The following is a 15,806-nucleotide window of genomic DNA, read 5'->3' as shown; positions in this document are numbered from 1 at the left end:
AATCGGCAACGGCGCAGGTATCGGTCATCACACCATCACACTCCCGATTGCCGACATTTCATCGAACTGCTATATAAGCCGTCATGGGATCGAAATTCGGATGTCTCGCCAAGGAAGTTTTTGTGCTGCAGGACCACAAGCGTCTGCCGGCACGTTTCTTCGCGCGCGTTTCCGGGGCGCTTTGCAGCCGACTTAGCTGACCGGGCCGACATGCCCGGCACGGCGGTATTTACCGCCCGCATTCCCTACCTTCAAAACATGACCATTTGAAATGGATGTCAGCCATGAGCGCACCGCGTACCCTCTATGACAAGATCTGGGACGACCACGTCGTATCGGAAGAAAACGGAACCTGTCTTCTCTATATCGACCGTCACCTCGTTCACGAAGTGACGTCGCCGCAGGCATTCGAAGGCCTGCGCATGGCCGGCCGCAAGGTGCGCGCACCGGAGCGCACGCTCGCCGTCGTCGACCATAACGTGCCGACTACCGCCGACCGCCATCTCGGCATCAAGAACGAGGAAAGCCGCATCCAGGTGGAGGCGCTGGCCCAGAATGCTGCCGATTTCGGCGTCGAATATTATTCGGAAAAGGATGTCCGTCAGGGCATCGTGCACATTGTCGGCCCGGAACAGGGCTTTACCCTGCCGGGCATGACCATCGTCTGTGGTGACAGCCACACGTCCACGCATGGTGCTTTCGGTGCCCTGGCGCATGGTATCGGCACGTCCGAGGTCGAGCACGTTCTCGCCACCCAGACGCTGGTGCAGAAAAAGGCCAAGAACATGCTGGTGCGTGTCGATGGCAAGCTGCCGGAAGGTGTCACCGCCAAGGACGTGATCCTCGCCATCATCGGCGAGATCGGCACCGCTGGCGGCACCGGCCACGTGGTCGAATTTGCCGGCGAAGCGATCCGTTCGCTCTCCATGGAAGGCCGCATGACGGTCTGCAACATGACGATCGAAGGCGGCGCCCGCGCCGGCCTGATCGCGCCGGACGAAACCACCTTTGAATATATCAAGGGCAAACCGCGTGCGCCAAAGGGTGCGGCACTCGACATGGCGATCGACTACTGGAAGACGCTGCACAGCGACGAAGGCGCGCATTACGACAAGGTGATCGTGCTCGACGGCGCCAACCTGCCGCCGATCGTTTCCTGGGGCTCCTCGCCGGAAGACGTCATCTCGGTCGAGGGCGTGGTGCCGAACCCGGACGATATCCAGGAAGAAAACAAGCGCACGTCGAAATGGCGCGCGCTGGAATATATGGGCCTCAAGCCCGGCCAGAAGATGACCGACATCACCGTCGACCGCGTCTTCATCGGCTCCTGCACCAATGGTCGCATCGAGGATCTGCGCGCGGCGGCCGCCATGGTCGAGGGCAAGACGGTGGCATCCACCGTCAACGCCATGATCGTGCCGGGCTCGGGCCTCGTGAAGGAACAGGCGGAAGCCGAAGGCCTCGACAAGATCTTCAAGGATGCCGGTTTCGAATGGCGCGAGCCGGGCTGTTCCATGTGCCTTGCCATGAACGACGACCGCCTGAACCCCTATGAGCGCTGCGCGTCCACCTCGAACCGCAATTTCGAAGGCCGCCAGGGCTACAAGGGCCGCACGCATCTCGTCTCGCCGGCCATGGCGGCGGCTGCGGCGATTGCCGGTCACTTTGTCGATATCCGCGACTGGAAATGATTTTTTGCAAGGGCCGGGAATTTCCTGGCCCTTTCTTTTCCGAGCGCTTCATTTCGGCGCGTGCGGCCCCATCAACGCATTGACAGACGTCACGCCGATTTTATGTTGGCGCGACAAGAATCTTCAGCTGCGTCGAAGGCGCCTTCCCCCTTGAACATGACAATGATCGGCCTGGCGCTGTTTGCGGCCATTCTGCACGCCAGCTGGAACGCCTTTTTGCGCTCGGGCGCCGACCGCATGTGGTCGGTGACGGTGATGAGCATTTCCGGCACGATCGTTTCCGTGCCGCTGATCCTCATCTATCCCCTGCCCTCGCCAACAGCACTTGCCTTCATTATCGCCTCCTCGGCGCTGCAGACGGCCTACAGCTTCATTCTGGTCGCGGCCTACCGTTATGGCGATCTTGGGCAGGTTTATCCGATCGTGCGCGGCACGGTGCCGCTTCTGGTGACGTTGGCGAGCATCCTGTTTCTGGGCGTGCATCTGGAAACGCCGCAGATTGCCGGCGTGGCCCTGATTGCCACCGGCATCATGAGCCTCGTTCTGGGGCGTTCCGGCGTTTCCCCGGTGTCGCTCGGGCTGGCGCTCGTCTGCGGTTCGATCATTTCCACCTACGCCCTGATCGATTCAAGCGGCGTCCGCCATGTCGATGAGACGATGACCTATTCCGCCTGGGTTCTGCTGATCTATGGCGTGATGATGGTTGCGGTCTATTGCGTCATGCGCGGGCGCCTGAGCATTGACTTCCGCTCGCGCGAAACACGGAAGGCATTGGGTGGCGGCGTGTTTGCGCTGATCGCCTATGCCGCCGTCGTTGCCGCCTATTCGCTCGGCCCTGCCGGGCCGGTGACGGCGATCCGCGAAACCAGCGTGGTGTTTGCCGTCATCATCGGACGTCTTTTCTTAGGCGAAGCACTGACGCCGAAACGCATCTTTGCCTGCGTGGTGGTGGCGGCAGGCGCCATCCTGATCGGTCGCTGATCAGAGAACCTTCACCACCGTTCCCTTGCGGATGAAGCGCAACAGCCGCTGCATGTCCCGCAACTTGACGGCGACGCATCCCGCCGTCGGCTGATAACCGGGACGGATGAGGTGAAAAAAGATCGCCGAGCCGCGATTCCGTTGGCGCGACGAAACATTCCAGTCGAGCACGAGGCAGACGTCGTAAAGCCCGTCTTCCCGCTTCATCTCCTCATGGCTGGGTTTGAACGGCGCCTTGACGAGCCGATTGTAGCTCGGGTGTTCCGGCTGGTCGCACCACAACATGTCGGGCCGGATGCGGCGCATGGGCAAGGCGGTAGGCAGCGCACGGACGCGATCACCGCGCACGAAACCGTAAAGAACGGGCATGGCGGCGATCGGTGTTGCACCGTCTCCCTCGCGCTTGAACGCGGTTCGGCCGGAGCGTCCGATGGCCGCCGGAAGCGTCACCGGACCGAGCTGGACGAGGGCGCGCGAGCGGTTTCCGGGCACCTGGCGTACGACAATCGTCGAAGCCCCCCTTTTCTTTTGGCAATCTGCTCGCATTTTCCTCACAAGTTTTTGCTTTGCTCATGATTTTATTTGAATTCATAGCAAGCTAGCACTTACATCAAGTGCCCGAAACAGTCGGCCGCGCACCATCCGTGATGGCCCGCGACAACAAAGAGGCAAGTTCTTACATGGCAGCACGCACCATCCTTCTGGTCGACGACGATAACGACCTGCGCGAAACCCTGGTCGAGCAGCTTTCCTTCTATGAAGAATTTAACATTCTGCAGGAAAGCAACGCCACCAAGGCGATGCAGGCAGCCAAGGCCGGCCAGATCGATCTGCTGATCATGGATGTCGGCCTGCCGGACATGGACGGTCGCGAGGCGGTGAAACTGCTGCGCAAGGGCGGCTTCAAGGCGCCGATCATCATGCTGACCGGCCACGACACCGACAGCGACACCATTCTCGGTCTCGAAGCCGGCGCCAACGACTATGTGACCAAGCCCTTCCGTTTCGCGGTTCTGCTGGCCCGTATTCGCGGCCAGCTGCGCCAGTACGAGCAGAGCGAGGACGCCACCTTCACCGTCGGGCCTTACGTGTTCAAACCGAGTCAGAAGCTTTTGACCACCGATGACGGCAAAAAGATCCGTTTGACGGAAAAGGAAGCGGCGATCATCCGTTATCTCTACCGCGCCGGACAGAAGGTTGTGACACGAGACGTGTTGCTGGAAGAGGTCTGGGGTTATAATTCCGGCGTCACCACGCACACGCTGGAAACCCATGTCTACCGCCTGCGCCAGAAAATCGAGCGCGACCCGTCCAACGCGGAAATCCTCGTGACGGAAAACGGCGGCTACAAGATCGTACCGTAAGGATTTTCGACAATGGCACTTGCCGACGACATTCGCCTGCTTTCGCAGGTGCCATTGTTTTCCGACATGGATGGCGACCAGCTGCGGCTGATCGCCTTCGGCGCCGAACGCCGCACCATCGCGCACGGCCAGGCGCTGTTTCGCGAACACTCCCCAGCCGAATCCGCCTTCGTGGTGGCAAGCGGGCGCTTTCAGCTTTCCACACTGGGACGCGATGGCCACATGCAGGTGGAAAAGGAAGTGAGTGCCGGCACACTGCTTTCCGAACTGGCCCTGATCACCATGGTCGAGCGCAAATATACGGCAGTCGCTGTGCAGGACAGCGATGTGCTGAAAGTGACGCGCACCCTTTTCCACCGCCTGCTGGAAGAATATCCGCGCGCGGCGCAGATTTTGCAGGCACGCATCCGAGACAATCTGGTGCGCATGGCGCAGGCGGCGGCGGCGATGGAAAGCCGTTTCCAGTAGGAAATGACGCCGGGCCATTCAGCCCGGATTTTTCATCAGAACTTGAACGTCGCCGTGACCGGCACATGGTCGGACGGCTGGTTCCAGCCGCGCGCTTCCTTCAGCACCTCTATTCTGTCGAGGAAGGGCCCGAGCTCCGGCGATGACCAGATATGGTCGAGGCGGCGGCCCTTGTTGGCGGCTTCCCAATCCTTGGCGCGGTAACTCCACCACGTATAGATCTTTTCCGGCTCCGGCGTGTACTGGCGCATCAGGTCCAGCCAGCCGCCCTTGGCGATGACCTCCTTCATGCCGTCGGTTTCCACCGGCGTATGGCTGACGATCTTCAAAAGCTGCTTGTGCGACCAGACATCGTGCTCCAGCGGCGCGATGTTAAGGTCGCCGACGAGAATGGAGGAAACGCCCGGCATATCCGCCCTCAGCGCCTTCATCTCTTCGAGAAAATCGAGCTTGTGGCCGAATTTCGGGTTGATGGCGCGGTCCGGCTCGTCGCCGCCGGCGGGGACGTAGAAATTGTGCAGACGGATGCGACGCGAACCACGCTCGAAAATCGCCGAGATGTGGCGGGCATCACCGACATTGCAGTAATTCTGGCGATGGTCTTCCGACAGCGGGATACGCGAGGCGATCGCCACACCGTGATAACCCTTCTGGCCGTGAATGATGATGTGCTCGTAACCGAGCGCTTTCAGCGGAGCGAGCGGAAATTCGGGCTCCTGGCACTTGATTTCCTGCAGGCAGAGAATGTCGGGCTGGCGGCGCACGATGAACTGCTCAACGATCGGCATGCGCAGCCGCACCGAATTGATGTTCCAGGTGGTGATGGAAAATGACATTCGAAAGATCCCCTGCTGATGGGCAAGGGTCTATGAAATTTCCGATGTGCTGAAAAGCAGAAAGGCCGCGTTTTCCGCGACCCTTCGGTTTCTCGTCCTGCCCATAAACAGCTTATCGGCGGTGAACGGCCTGGTAATCGATCTGAAACACCTTGTCGTCGAACTTCGTGCCGTTCTGGACATTGTAGATCATCACCGAAGTTTCCTTGTTTTGAAGGTCGGTAATCGTCCACTGGCGCAGGTCGTAGGTCTTTGGATCGAACATCATGGTAATGGTGCTGTCGCCAAAGATGCTCTTGTTGCCGAGCACGATGGTGATCAGGTCCGACTCTTCCTTGACGTCGCGCACGGTCTGGTTCTGCAGATCGATCTTGTCCGACAGAAGCAGGCTCAGCGGCGTCTTGGACAGGGGATAGATGTCCCAGGTCTTCAGCTTCAGGTTACCGATAACCACGTTCTTGCCGTCGGCGATAACGCGGATCGGCGACGGATCCTCGAAATTGAAACGCAGCTTGCCGGGGCGTTCGATGAAGAATTTGCCGCCGGTCTGCTCACCGCGCGGGCCGAACTGAACGAATTCGCCCATCATGGTTTTGACCGAGGAAAAATGGTCGGCGATCTTCTGCGCCGAGGCGGTGCCCTGCGCAAGTGCAGGCAGGCCGATAAGACTACCAAAAGCCGTGGCCGTGACGCCGGTGACAAAAGCGCGGCGGCTGAGGGAGGGCGTCAGGATCTGCGGCATGGTCTTCAGTGTCATTCAGTATTCTCCTTCAGTCTCTTCCTCACCATGAAAGGCGGCGGCTTGATGGCCGCGCCTGATCACAGCGCGGTTACCGATCGAGAATATCGTTCTCTGTCGGCACAAGTATCTCTCTTTTGCCGGCATGGTTGGCCGGGCCGATCAGCCCTTCCTGCTCCATTCGCTCGATCAGCGATGCAGCGCGGTTGTAACCGATGCCCAGCCGACGCTGGATATAGGACGTCGACGCCTTGCCGTCACGCAGCACGATTGCCACTGCCTGATCGTAGGGGTCATCCGAATCGGAAAGATTGGATGTGCCCGCCGGGCCGCCTTCGTCGTCATCCTCGTCGTCTGCCGTAATTGCTTCGAGATATTGGGGCGCACCCTGGCTTTTCAAGTAGGAGACGATTTCCTCGACTTCGTTATCCGACACGAACGGACCATGGACACGCTGGATACGGCCCCCACCGGCCATATAGAGCATGTCGCCCATGCCGAGCAGCTGTTCGGCACCCTGCTCACCCAGAATGGTGCGGCTGTCGATCTTCGACGTCACCTGGAAGGAGATGCGGGTCGGGAAATTGGCCTTGATCGTGCCAGTGATAACGTCGACGGACGGACGCTGCGTCGCCATGATCACATGGATGCCGGCGGCACGTGCCATCTGCGCCAGACGCTGCACCGCGCCTTCGATATCCTTGCCGGCGACCATCATCAGGTCGGCCATTTCGTCGATGACGACGACGATATAGGGCAGCGGCTTCAGATCGAACTCTTCCGTCTCGTACATCGCTTCGCCCGTCTGGCGGTCGAAGCCGGTCTGCACGGTGCGGGTCAGAACCTCGCCCTTGGCAAGCGCCTGTTCGACGCGGGTATTGAAGCCATCGATGTTGCGGACGCCGATCTTCGACATCTTCTTGTAGCGCTCTTCCATCTCGCGGACGGTCCACTTGAGCGCGACGACGGCCTTTTTCGGATCGGTGACGACAGGCGAGAGCAGATGCGGAATGCCGTCATAGATCGACAGTTCCAGCATTTTTGGATCGATCATGATCAGGCGGCATTTTTCCGGGCTGTGCCGGTAAAGCAGCGACAGGATCATAGTGTTGATGGCGACAGACTTACCCGAACCGGTGGTACCGGCAACGAGAAGATGCGGCATCTTGGCGAGATCGGCGATCACGGGTTCGCCACCGATCGTCTTGCCGAGCGCCATGGCGAGCTTGGCCTTGCTGCCCTCGAAATCACGGCTACCGATCATTTCGCGCAGATAGACGGTTTCGCGGGTGGAATTCGGCAGTTCGATACCGATCGCGTTGCGGCCGGGAACGACGGCGACACGGGCAGCGATCGCGCTCATAGAGCGGGCGATATCGTCGGCAAGACCAATGACGCGCGACGACTTGATGCCGGGGGCCGGCTCCAGTTCGTAAAGCGTGACGACCGGGCCGGGGCGGACATGGATGATCTCGCCCTTGACGCCAAAATCTTCGAGCACGCCTTCCAGCATGCGGGCATTCTGCTCCAGCGCATCGGCGGAAAGAGACGCATCGCGGGCAACGGCCTTCGGTTCCGTCAGCAGATGCACGGAGGGCAGCTGGAAACCTTCGGGATCGATAAACGAGGACTGGGCTTCGCGACCGACACGGGCGCTCGGTTTTGGCGGGGTAGCAGCCGGCGTCACACGCGAATTGCCACGGCCGCGCGGGCTCGAGACGAACTCGTCGTCATCCGGCAGGATGCCGGCCGGGCGACGCATGCCGACATCGTCGTCATAATCGTCTTCGTCCTCATGTGACATGGGCGGGGCAGCGATGGCGCGACGCGCCATCGTGCGGTTGGCAAACTCGCCGCCATCCATGGACGGCTCGCGGCGTTCGCCACGGTTCGCCTTGGCGCGGACAGGCTCGTTCAGGCCGCCGAATTCGTCATCGTTGAAATCGTAAGGCTGTTCGTGCTGGCCGCCCATGCGCGACCGCGACTTGATGCCGAACAGACGACGGAACTGGGCCTGCCCCATATACCAGTAATGCGCAAGCGCGCCGAAAGCGAGGAAACCGCCAAAGCCGCCTTCGTCATCCTCGTCTTCATCCTGCGCGGCATTGCGGCGCGGCGGTTCGGGGATATCGTCTTCATCGACTTCCACAGCTTCGCGGTGACCGATCATGCCCGAGGCAAACAGCATCAGCCAGGCGGTCGGCAGGGCAAAGATGCAGCCGAGAATGGTGGCGAGCATGCCGGTGGGGTAAGCGCCGACAAAAAGCGCCGGGAAGCGCAGGATCATGTCACCCAGAACACCACCGATACCGTTGGGGATGGGCCAGGTGAGCGGAGCAGGAAAACAGCCGATCGTGGCGGCACCGGCAAGGGCGGCACCCGCCCAAGCGGCGATGCGGGCAGGAAGGCGATCGATGTGGCGACCGGTGATCAGCGCCATTGCCCAGGCGAGAATGGGCAGCAGGGCCAGCACGCTGGCGAGCCCTAAAAACTGCATCATCATGTCGGCAAAGGCCGCACCCGGTGCGCCGAGAATATTGCTCGGCTGGTTATCCGTGGCATAAGAGAAGCTCGGATCAGCAACGTTCCACGTTGCCAGCGCGGCAATGGCCAGCGCAAGCCCGAGAAAGATCCCGAAACCCAGAAGCGCCAGAACCTGACGCATGACGAAAGCGGTAAGCACGACGCGCGTCGAACGATGCGCCATGGCTGCCGAATTGCTTCTGCTCATTATCACCAGCCTGTAACCAGTTTTGGGCATGGCGGTCGAATCGGCGGCCCGACACGCAATGCGCCCAGATGAGAGCAAGCTAACGAAAGCAGGTTAACGCAACTTTAACCACGCCTGTAAGGGCAAAATTTACCCACGGAAAAGGCCCGGAACACGATGTTTCCGGGCCTTTCGTGTTGTTCAGGATGCACGGCGGTAGCGGTCCGCCGCGTTCAGAACCATCAATCGTGGTAGGCGGCTTCGCCGTGCGAGGCGAGGTCCAGACCTTCGCGTTCGGCTTCGACCGTGACGCGCAGACCGACGATCAGATCGACGATCTTGTAGAGGACGAAGGAACCGATACCGCACCATGCGATGGTGACGAGAACAGCCTTCAGCTGGACCCAGAACTGCGCACCCATGGTGACGCCTTCGGCATAACCGATGCCGCCGAGCGACGAGGAGGCGAAGATGCCGGTGGCCAGAGCGCCGAAGAAGCCGCCAACGCCGTGGACGCCAAACACGTCTGCCGTATCGTCATAACCGAACTTGTTCTTCACCACGGCGACGAAGAAGTAGCACAGCGGCGAAACCAGAAGGCCCATGATAATGGCGCCCATCGGACCGGCAATGCCGGCAGCAGGCGTGATGGCGACGAGGCCGGCAATCATGCCCGAAACGGCACCGAGCAGCGAAGCCTTGCCGCGGGTGAAGGTTTCAACGACGCACCACGACAGGATGGCGGCAGCGGTGGCAACGAAGGTGTTGACGGTTGCGAGCATCGCGCCGCCGGACGCTTCGAGGTTGGAGCCGGCGTTGAAGCCGAACCAGCCGAACCACAGCATGGCGGCGCCAACGAGCGTCAGCGTCATCGAGTGCGGCGCCATCATGTCCTTGCCGAAGCCGGTACGCTTGCCGACCATGATCGCGCCGATGAGACCTGCGAGACCCGCATTGATGTGAACGACGGTGCCGCCAGCGAAATCAAGTGCGCCCCAGCCGAAGATCAGGCCGTTAGCATCCCAGACCATGTGGGCGATCGGGAAATACACGAAGGTGACCCACAGGATGCAGAACAGAACAGCTGCCGAGAACTTGATGCGCTCGGCAAAGGCGCCGACGATCAGGGCAGGTGTCAGGGCTGCAAAGGTCATCTGGAACATCACGAAGATGAATTCCGGAATGGCGACGCCATCAGAGAAGGTAGCAGCGGTCGAATCGACCGTAACGCCCGAAAGGAACATCTTTGCCGTGCCGCCCCAGAAGGCAGACGTGCTGCCGCCGAAGGCGAAGGAATAACCATAGGTCACCCAGATCAGCATGACGGCGGCTGCAACAACCGTGCACTGCATCAGGACGGACAGCATGTTCTTGGTGCGCACGAGGCCGCCGTAGAACAGGGCGATGCCCGGCATGATCATGAAGAACACGAGAAGCGTGCAGATGAACATGAAGGCGGTATCGGCCTTGTCCGGAACCGGTGCTGCGGCAGCGGCTTCAGCGGCGGGTGCGGCTGCTTCCTGCGCAAAGGCGACGGCCGGAGCGAGGAATGCCGAAGCGGCAGCTCCCACGCGTCCAAGGGTAGAAAATTTTGTAAACGACATAGCTGGAAAACTCCCCTGTCCGGCCCGCTTAAAGCGCTTCTGTGTTGGTTTCGCCGGTACGGATGCGCACGGCCTGTTCGATCGAGTAGACAAAGATCTTGCCGTCGCCGATCTGGCCCGTCTTGGCGGACGACGCGATGGCTTCCACGGCCTTTTCGACCACGTCGGCTGCGACGGCGATTTCGATCTTCAGCTTCGGCAGGAAGCTGACGGCATATTCGGTGCCGCGATAGATTTCGGTATGTCCCTTCTGGCGCCCGTAACCCTTCACTTCGGTCACGGTCAGGCCCTGGATACCGACAGCCGTGAGCGCTTCACGCACTTCATCGAGCTTGAACGGCTTGATAATGGCCATCACGATTTTCATGTGGTTTCCCATCCTTCGTTATCTCGGCGCCAATGGCCGATGTTCCCTGATCGACGGCTGATCAGGCACATCGACTGATCCGTACCATTCAAGGCCCGTGCCAGATTCGAAACGACAATCAAGACGTTGAAAAGAATAGTAAAAATACAAAACCGCCAAACTCTGGGAGTTTGACGGCTTCAATATCGCCTAATTTTTTAGCGTAATTTTTTAAATGACGACAAATTAGTCATTTGCCCGTTTGCGAATCAGGCCCTCCTGCGCCACGGACGCCACCAGCACGCCGGAACGCGTAAAAATGCTGCCACGGGTCATTCCGCGGGCATTTCGCGCATTGGGGCTGTCCTGCGTGTAGAGAAGCCAGTCATCGAACTCGACCGGACGATGAAACCACATGGCGTGATCGATGCTGGCCGCCTGAATGCCGGGATCGAAAATCGTCGAGCCATGCGCATAAAGCGAGGTGTCGAGCAGGGTCATGTCGGAAAGATAGGCCAGCACCGCCGCCTGGATACCGCGATCCATCGGCACCGGCCCCGTCGTGCGCACCCAGATCTGCTGTTCGGGATCGAGTTTTTCGCGGGTCATGTAGTGGCGCAGCGAGACGGGGCGAAATTCGACCGGACGCTTCTGGCCCCAATATTTGCGGATCGCCTCGGGCGCATGCGAAAGCACCTGCTTCTGGAAATCGTCCTCGCCCAAAAGCTGCTCCGGCGGCGGCACCTTTGGCATGTCGATCTGGTGGTCGAAACCGGGCTCATCCACCTGGAAGGATGCGGTCATCGTGAAAATCGGACGGCCATGCTGAACGGCAACGACGCTGCGGGTGGTGAAACTGGAGCCATCGCGCATGCGCTCCACCTGATAGACGATCGGCACCGCCGGATCGCCGGGGCGCAGGAAATAGGCGTGCAGCGAATGGGTGAAACGATCGGCATCGACGGTGCGCTGGGCGGCCACCAGCGCCTGTGCGATCACCTGCCCGCCAAACACGCGCTGCCAGCCGGCTTTCGGGCTTTTGCCGCGAAACAGGTTTTCCTCGAGCTTTTCGAGATCGAGCGTAGCGAGAAGCCCGTCCATGGCGGAGCGGGTGGAATCGTCATTATGCGGCATTTTGATCAGTCCCGGTGATAGGAAGCCGAAGAGGCATGCTCTATATAGGCGATGAAATGCAATAGCGAACGGAGCGTCAAATGCTGGACATGCTGATCGTCGGAGGCGGCTATGTGGGCCTCAGCGCCGCGGTGGCCGTCAAGCAGGCAGCGCCGCATCTCGCCGTCGAGGTGATCGAGGCAGCACCCGAAGGCGTGTGGGAAAAGGACGAGCGCGCTTCCGCCGTGATTGCCGCCGCCAGCCGCATGCTCGATGTTTTTGGCGCATGGCAGGAAATCCTGCCGGATGCGCAGCAGATCAACCGCATGGTCGTCACCGATTCGCGCACCTCGGATCCCGTCCGCCCCGTTTTCCTGACTTTTGACGGTGACGTCGAGGACGGAAAGCCGTTCGCTCACATGATCCCCAATGTTTCGATGGTACGGGCGCTGCGCAATGCCTGCGCGCGCCTCGGCATCACCATCCGCCACGGCGTTTCCGGCACAGGCTTTGTCACCGGCAACACGGCGACGACGCTGTCGCTTTCGGATGGCTCGACGGTCGAAACCCGCCTTCTCGTCGCCTGCGACGGCGTGCGCTCAAAGCTGCGCGACATGGCCGGCATCAAGACGGTCAGCTGGAAATACGACCAGTCCGGCATCGTCGCGACCGTGGAACATGAACGGCCGCATGAAGGCGTTGCCGAAGAACACTTTTTGCCCTCCGGCCCCTTCGCCATCCTGCCGCTGACCGGCAATCGTTCGTCGCTGGTCTGGACGGAACGCACGGCCGATGCCGAGCGCTTGGTCACCTCCGACGATCTGGTGTTCGAGGAAGAACTGCAGCGCCGCTTCGGTCACAAGCTGGGCGAATTGCGTGTTCTGGGCTGTCGCAAGGCCTTTCCGCTCGGGCTCACCCTGTCGCGTTCCTTTGTGGCGCAGCGGTTTGCACTGGCGGGCGATGCCGCACATGGCATTCACCCGATTTCCGGCCAGGGCCTCAATCTCGGCTTCAAGGATGTGGCGGCTCTTGCCGAAACCGTGGTCGAAGCCGATCGGCTTGGCCTCGATATCGGCTCGCTCAACGTGCTGGAACGTTACCAGTCCTGGCGCCGTTTCGACACGTTCAGGATGGGCGTGACGACTGATGTGCTGAACCGGCTGTTTTCCAACGATATCGGCCCGATCCGCATCGCCCGCGATCTAGGCCTCGGCATCGTCGAACGTCTGCCGGGCCTTAAATCCTATTTTATCAGGGAAGCGGCCGGCACATCTGAAAAAGGCGGCCCACGCCTTTTGGCCGGACAGGCGATATAAGTCAGTCTTCCAGCTTGCGGGCTTCTGACACGAGCATGATCGGGATACCGTCGCGGATCGGATAGGCGAGCCGCGCACCTTCCGACACGAGCTCATTGGTATCGCGCTGGAAAACCAGCCGCCCCTTGGAAAGCGGGCAGACCAGCAGTTCCAGCAGTTTCGGGTCGACCTTGCTCAGTCTTTCGTCCATCACTGTGCCTATTGCAGCCTTGGCCTATTGCAGCCTTGTCGTCTCCGCTTCGCCAAAACCGCGCGCCAGCAGGATTTCGGTGATCGCAATCAGCGTATCGGCGCGGGATTTGAGGTCCGGGGCTTCCAGCAATGCCTGTTTTTCGGCCGGACCGAAAGGGGACATCATCGACAGGGAATTGACCAGCGTGCGATTTCCGGCGCGCTCCACACTTTCCCAGTCGGCTTCCAGCTTGTTGGCATCGAGATAATCGCGAAAGACGCGCAGCAGCGCCTCGCGATCGACCGACGCCTCGTCATCATCCGTCAGGTCCGAGAGAAACGGCGAAATCCTGAATGTGCGGAAGGGGTGGCCGTCGCCGATCTCGTCAAGAAGTCGAAAACGGCAGATGCCGCTGAGCGAGGTGATGTAACGACCATCGCCTGTCTCACCGAAAGAGGTGATGCGCCCGACACAGCCGATATGGCTGAGCGCCGGTCGCGTACTCTCCTCGCCCTCATGCTCGCCCATGGCAGGCTGCACGATGCCGATCAGGCGGTTGCCGGAAATGGCAGCATCGAACATGGCAAGATAACGTGGTTCGAAAATATTGAGCGGGAGCTGCCCACCGGGCAGGAGAAGCGCGCCCGTCAGGGGAAAAACCGGGATCTTTTCGGGAATATCCTCGAGTTTCAGATATCGCGCGTTGCCAACATGCATGCCTAACCTCCGGAAGTTCCGGCGGTCCCTCCCGCGGCCGTGTTTCATGCCGGCTGACCGCCTCACGGTTAATGTGGGGCGGTCATGCCGAAACGCAAGCCTATCCGTTTAGGAAAACAGAATGGACGACAGCCGGCGGCGCGCCGAGATCGTTGCAGGGTCTTTGGGCCCCCAGACTTCGAAAAACTGCAGCAGCTGGCGGCGGGCACCATCCTCGTCAAATGCGCGATCCTTGCGCATGATGGTGAGCAGATGTTCGGCCGCAGCCTCGCGATCGCCCTGCACATTGAGGATCTTGGCAAGGTTCATGCGGGCTTCGTGATCGTCCGGGTTGGCGGCAAGCGCCTGTTCCAGCGCCACGGGATCACCCAGTTTGCGGGCTTCCTCGATCTGCTCGAGTTTTGTCTTCACCGCCTGAATGGCGGGATCAGACGTCATCTCTTCCGGCAGCGAAGCCAGCATCTGCGACGCACGCGCGGTTTCACCGAGCGCGATGAGGCACTGCATCATGCCGGCGGCGGCCTTGGCGTTTTCCTGATCTGCCTGCAGCACCGCGCCGTAAAGCTGTGCCGCCTCTTGTACCTGACCGGCGGCCAGCAGGCCTTCGGCCTCCGTCAGCGCCGCCTCGATTTCGGCCGCCTGATCGGCACCGGGAGGGCCGGCAAGCTTTTCGATGAACTGGCGCACCTGGCTTTCAGGCACAGCACCCATGAAACCATCGACCGGGCGGCCATCGACGAATGCGATCACAGCCGGGATGGACTGGATGCCGAGCTGGCCCGGAATGGACGGATGATCATCGATGTTCATCTTGGCCAGACGAACGGCGCCGCCGGCCTCGTTGACGACCTTTTCGATGACGGGGGTCAGCTGTTTGCAGGGACCGCACCACGGCGCCCAGAAATCGACGAGAACCGGACGGATGCGGGACTCTTCGAGAACATCCTTGGTGAACCCGGCTGTCGTCGTATCAACGATGACATCGCCTGATGGCACTGGGTCTGCGGCAGCAGGTGCGGAAGCGGCGGATGCACCGCCGTAAGAAACCGAGGCACCGCCCTGACCACCATAAGACTGGCCATAGGAGCCGCCGTACTGGCTGCCGCCATAAGGATTGTTCGTGTCGCTCATGATGGTCTCCCCGCGAGTGTCTGTTTGTCTTTGTATATGTAGGCCGAAAAGATCGTATGTCAGCCCGTTACTTTCAAGACAAGCGGCTCATGGCCCGTCGCCTTGAAGAACCGGATCAGGTCAGCGGTCGAAACCGAGGTCGTCGCATCATTGGACAGCGGATGGCCGTTGATGATCTCGTGCTCCATCAGTGCCTCGTCGAGCACGAAGGTGACATTCTTCTGCTTGTCGTTGAAGGCAGCAAACACCGTGACCGAACCGGGGATGACACCCAGAAACTCGATCATCTTTTCCGGCCTGCCGAACGAGACACGGCTGGAAGCGCCGATGACCTTGTGAATGGTTTTCAGGTCCACCTCGGCGCGCTCCTCGACGGTGACGACGAAATACTGGTCCTTCTTGTCCTTCACGAACAGGTTTTTCGTATGCGCACCGGGGATTTCGTCGCGCAGGCTTTCCGATTCCGCCACGGTGAAGACCGGCGCATGGGTTTTCGTCGTATGCGGAATGCCGAGGCTGTCCAGATATTCGAAAAGATCGTCGGCAGTGGCGGGCAACGTTACGGTCTCAGCAGTCTCGGTCATGTCGCGTGGTTCCATTATGGTGTTTGCGCGACAT

At 60.4% G+C, this 15,806-nt stretch carries 16 protein-coding genes; 5 read left to right on the top strand and 11 right to left on the bottom strand.

The window, feature by feature from the left end; translation table 11 throughout:
* Positions 1-284 precede the first annotated feature (284 nt).
* Together leuC and J2T09_RS10660 are read left to right on the top strand one after the other, a co-directional pair.
* Positions 285-1,691, top strand: a complete 1,407-nt coding sequence (gene leuC, locus J2T09_RS10665) for a 3-isopropylmalate dehydratase large subunit (RefSeq protein WP_306834097.1) — start codon at positions 285-287, stop codon at positions 1,689-1,691.
* A gap of 156 nt (positions 1,692-1,847) precedes the next feature.
* Positions 1,848-2,672 (top strand): DMT family transporter, encoded by an 825-nt coding sequence (locus J2T09_RS10660; RefSeq protein ID WP_306834527.1) that lies wholly within the window; start codon positions 1,848-1,850, stop codon positions 2,670-2,672.
* On the opposite strand, the gene J2T09_RS10655 is transcribed toward J2T09_RS10660, so the two are convergent.
* A complete protein-coding gene (locus J2T09_RS10655; RefSeq protein WP_306834095.1) occupies positions 2,673-3,218 on the bottom strand; it encodes a L,D-transpeptidase family protein in 546 nt (181 codons plus the stop codon). It abuts the gene before it with no gap.
* A 134-nt stretch (positions 3,219-3,352) separates the two neighbouring features.
* Between J2T09_RS10655 and J2T09_RS10650 the strand changes: the two genes are divergently transcribed.
* Positions 3,353-4,036 carry a response regulator transcription factor gene (locus J2T09_RS10650; protein ID WP_306834093.1) on the top strand — a complete coding sequence of 228 codons (684 nt, stop codon included), beginning with the start codon at positions 3,353-3,355 and terminating at the stop codon, positions 4,034-4,036.
* Positions 4,037-4,048: 12 nt separating this feature from the next.
* A complete protein-coding gene (locus J2T09_RS10645) occupies positions 4,049-4,504 on the top strand; it encodes a cyclic nucleotide-binding domain-containing protein (protein WP_306834091.1) in 456 nt (151 codons plus the stop codon).
* A 35-nt stretch (positions 4,505-4,539) separates the two neighbouring features.
* Here J2T09_RS10645 and J2T09_RS10640 read toward each other — a convergent pair whose 3' ends face one another.
* From J2T09_RS10640 to tesB, 6 genes are all read right to left on the bottom strand, one after another.
* The gene (locus J2T09_RS10640; protein WP_306834089.1) at positions 4,540-5,340 is read right to left on the bottom strand and encodes an exodeoxyribonuclease III; all 801 of its coding nucleotides are present in this window, start codon (positions 5,338-5,340) and stop codon (positions 4,540-4,542) included.
* A 112-nt stretch (positions 5,341-5,452) separates the two neighbouring features.
* Positions 5,453-6,097, bottom strand: a complete 645-nt coding sequence (locus J2T09_RS10635; protein WP_306834087.1) for an outer membrane lipoprotein carrier protein LolA — start codon at positions 6,095-6,097, stop codon at positions 5,453-5,455.
* Positions 6,098-6,170: 73 nt separating this feature from the next.
* Positions 6,171-8,810, bottom strand: a complete 2,640-nt coding sequence (locus J2T09_RS10630; RefSeq protein ID WP_306834084.1) for an FtsK/SpoIIIE family DNA translocase — start codon at positions 8,808-8,810, stop codon at positions 6,171-6,173.
* A 221-nt stretch (positions 8,811-9,031) separates the two neighbouring features.
* Positions 9,032-10,393, bottom strand: coding sequence for an ammonium transporter (locus J2T09_RS10625; RefSeq protein ID WP_306834082.1), 1,362 nt, complete (start codon positions 10,391-10,393; stop codon positions 9,032-9,034).
* Positions 10,394-10,421: 28 nt separating this feature from the next.
* The gene (locus J2T09_RS10620; protein WP_165932080.1) at positions 10,422-10,772 is read right to left on the bottom strand and encodes a P-II family nitrogen regulator; all 351 of its coding nucleotides are present in this window, start codon (positions 10,770-10,772) and stop codon (positions 10,422-10,424) included.
* A 213-nt stretch (positions 10,773-10,985) separates the two neighbouring features.
* Entirely contained in the window at positions 10,986-11,873 is an 888-nt protein-coding gene (gene tesB / locus J2T09_RS10615) for an acyl-CoA thioesterase II (RefSeq protein ID WP_306834080.1), read from the bottom strand.
* Between the two features lie 80 nt (positions 11,874-11,953).
* Between tesB and J2T09_RS10610 the strand changes: the two genes are divergently transcribed.
* On the top strand, positions 11,954-13,168 hold the full coding sequence (locus J2T09_RS10610; RefSeq protein WP_306834077.1) for a ubiquinone biosynthesis hydroxylase: 1,215 nt from the start codon (positions 11,954-11,956) through the stop codon (positions 13,166-13,168).
* A gap of 1 nt (position 13,169) precedes the next feature.
* Here J2T09_RS10610 and J2T09_RS10605 read toward each other — a convergent pair whose 3' ends face one another.
* From J2T09_RS10605 to J2T09_RS10590, 4 genes are all read right to left on the bottom strand, one after another.
* Positions 13,170-13,358: a Trm112 family protein gene (locus J2T09_RS10605; RefSeq protein ID WP_306834076.1), complete on the bottom strand. Its 189-nt coding sequence runs from the start codon at positions 13,356-13,358 to the stop codon at positions 13,170-13,172.
* 24 nt (positions 13,359-13,382) lie between these two features.
* Positions 13,383-14,057 (bottom strand): LON peptidase substrate-binding domain-containing protein, encoded by a 675-nt coding sequence (locus J2T09_RS10600; RefSeq protein WP_306834074.1) that lies wholly within the window; start codon positions 14,055-14,057, stop codon positions 13,383-13,385.
* Positions 14,058-14,165: 108 nt separating this feature from the next.
* On the bottom strand, positions 14,166-15,188 hold the full coding sequence (gene trxA / locus J2T09_RS10595; RefSeq protein WP_306834072.1) for a thioredoxin: 1,023 nt from the start codon (positions 15,186-15,188) through the stop codon (positions 14,166-14,168).
* A gap of 59 nt (positions 15,189-15,247) precedes the next feature.
* Positions 15,248-15,772 carry a prolyl-tRNA synthetase associated domain-containing protein gene (locus tag J2T09_RS10590; protein ID WP_306834070.1) on the bottom strand — a complete coding sequence of 175 codons (525 nt, stop codon included), beginning with the start codon at positions 15,770-15,772 and terminating at the stop codon, positions 15,248-15,250.
* Positions 15,773-15,806 lie beyond the last annotated feature (34 nt).

It is taken from the genome of Neorhizobium huautlense, from assembly GCF_030811685.1.
GTDB lineage: Bacteria > Pseudomonadota > Alphaproteobacteria > Rhizobiales > Rhizobiaceae > Neorhizobium > Neorhizobium huautlense_A.
Note: the sequence above shows the minus strand (reverse complement) of the source record. Positions and strands in the feature narration are given on the sequence as shown.

Excerpts from the sequence above, each read along its gene's own strand:
- leuC (WP_306834097.1), top strand. The coding sequence starts at position 285 with ATGAGCGCACCGCGTACCCTCTATGACAAGATCTGGGACGACCACGTC.
- J2T09_RS10660 (WP_306834527.1), top strand. The coding sequence starts at position 1,848 with ATGACAATGATCGGCCTGGCGCTGTTTGCGGCCATTCTGCACGCCAGC.
- J2T09_RS10655 (WP_306834095.1), bottom strand. The coding sequence starts at position 3,218 with ATGCGAGCAGATTGCCAAAAGAAAAGGGGGGCTTCGACGATTGTCGTA.
- J2T09_RS10650 (WP_306834093.1), top strand. The coding sequence starts at position 3,353 with ATGGCAGCACGCACCATCCTTCTGGTCGACGACGATAACGACCTGCGC.
- J2T09_RS10645 (WP_306834091.1), top strand. The coding sequence starts at position 4,049 with ATGGCACTTGCCGACGACATTCGCCTGCTTTCGCAGGTGCCATTGTTT.
- J2T09_RS10640 (WP_306834089.1), bottom strand. The coding sequence starts at position 5,340 with ATGTCATTTTCCATCACCACCTGGAACATCAATTCGGTGCGGCTGCGC.
- J2T09_RS10635 (WP_306834087.1), bottom strand. The coding sequence starts at position 6,097 with ATGACACTGAAGACCATGCCGCAGATCCTGACGCCCTCCCTCAGCCGC.
- J2T09_RS10630 (WP_306834084.1), bottom strand. The coding sequence starts at position 8,810 with ATGAGCAGAAGCAATTCGGCAGCCATGGCGCATCGTTCGACGCGCGTC.
- J2T09_RS10625 (WP_306834082.1), bottom strand. The coding sequence starts at position 10,393 with ATGTCGTTTACAAAATTTTCTACCCTTGGACGCGTGGGAGCTGCCGCT.
- J2T09_RS10620 (WP_165932080.1), bottom strand. The coding sequence starts at position 10,772 with ATGGGAAACCACATGAAAATCGTGATGGCCATTATCAAGCCGTTCAAG.
- tesB (WP_306834080.1), bottom strand. The coding sequence starts at position 11,873 with ATGCCGCATAATGACGATTCCACCCGCTCCGCCATGGACGGGCTTCTC.
- J2T09_RS10610 (WP_306834077.1), top strand. The coding sequence starts at position 11,954 with ATGCTGGACATGCTGATCGTCGGAGGCGGCTATGTGGGCCTCAGCGCC.
- J2T09_RS10605 (WP_306834076.1), bottom strand. The coding sequence starts at position 13,358 with ATGGACGAAAGACTGAGCAAGGTCGACCCGAAACTGCTGGAACTGCTG.
- J2T09_RS10600 (WP_306834074.1), bottom strand. The coding sequence starts at position 14,057 with ATGCATGTTGGCAACGCGCGATATCTGAAACTCGAGGATATTCCCGAA.
- trxA (WP_306834072.1), bottom strand. The coding sequence starts at position 15,188 with ATGAGCGACACGAACAATCCTTATGGCGGCAGCCAGTACGGCGGCTCC.
- J2T09_RS10590 (WP_306834070.1), bottom strand. The coding sequence starts at position 15,772 with ATGACCGAGACTGCTGAGACCGTAACGTTGCCCGCCACTGCCGACGAT.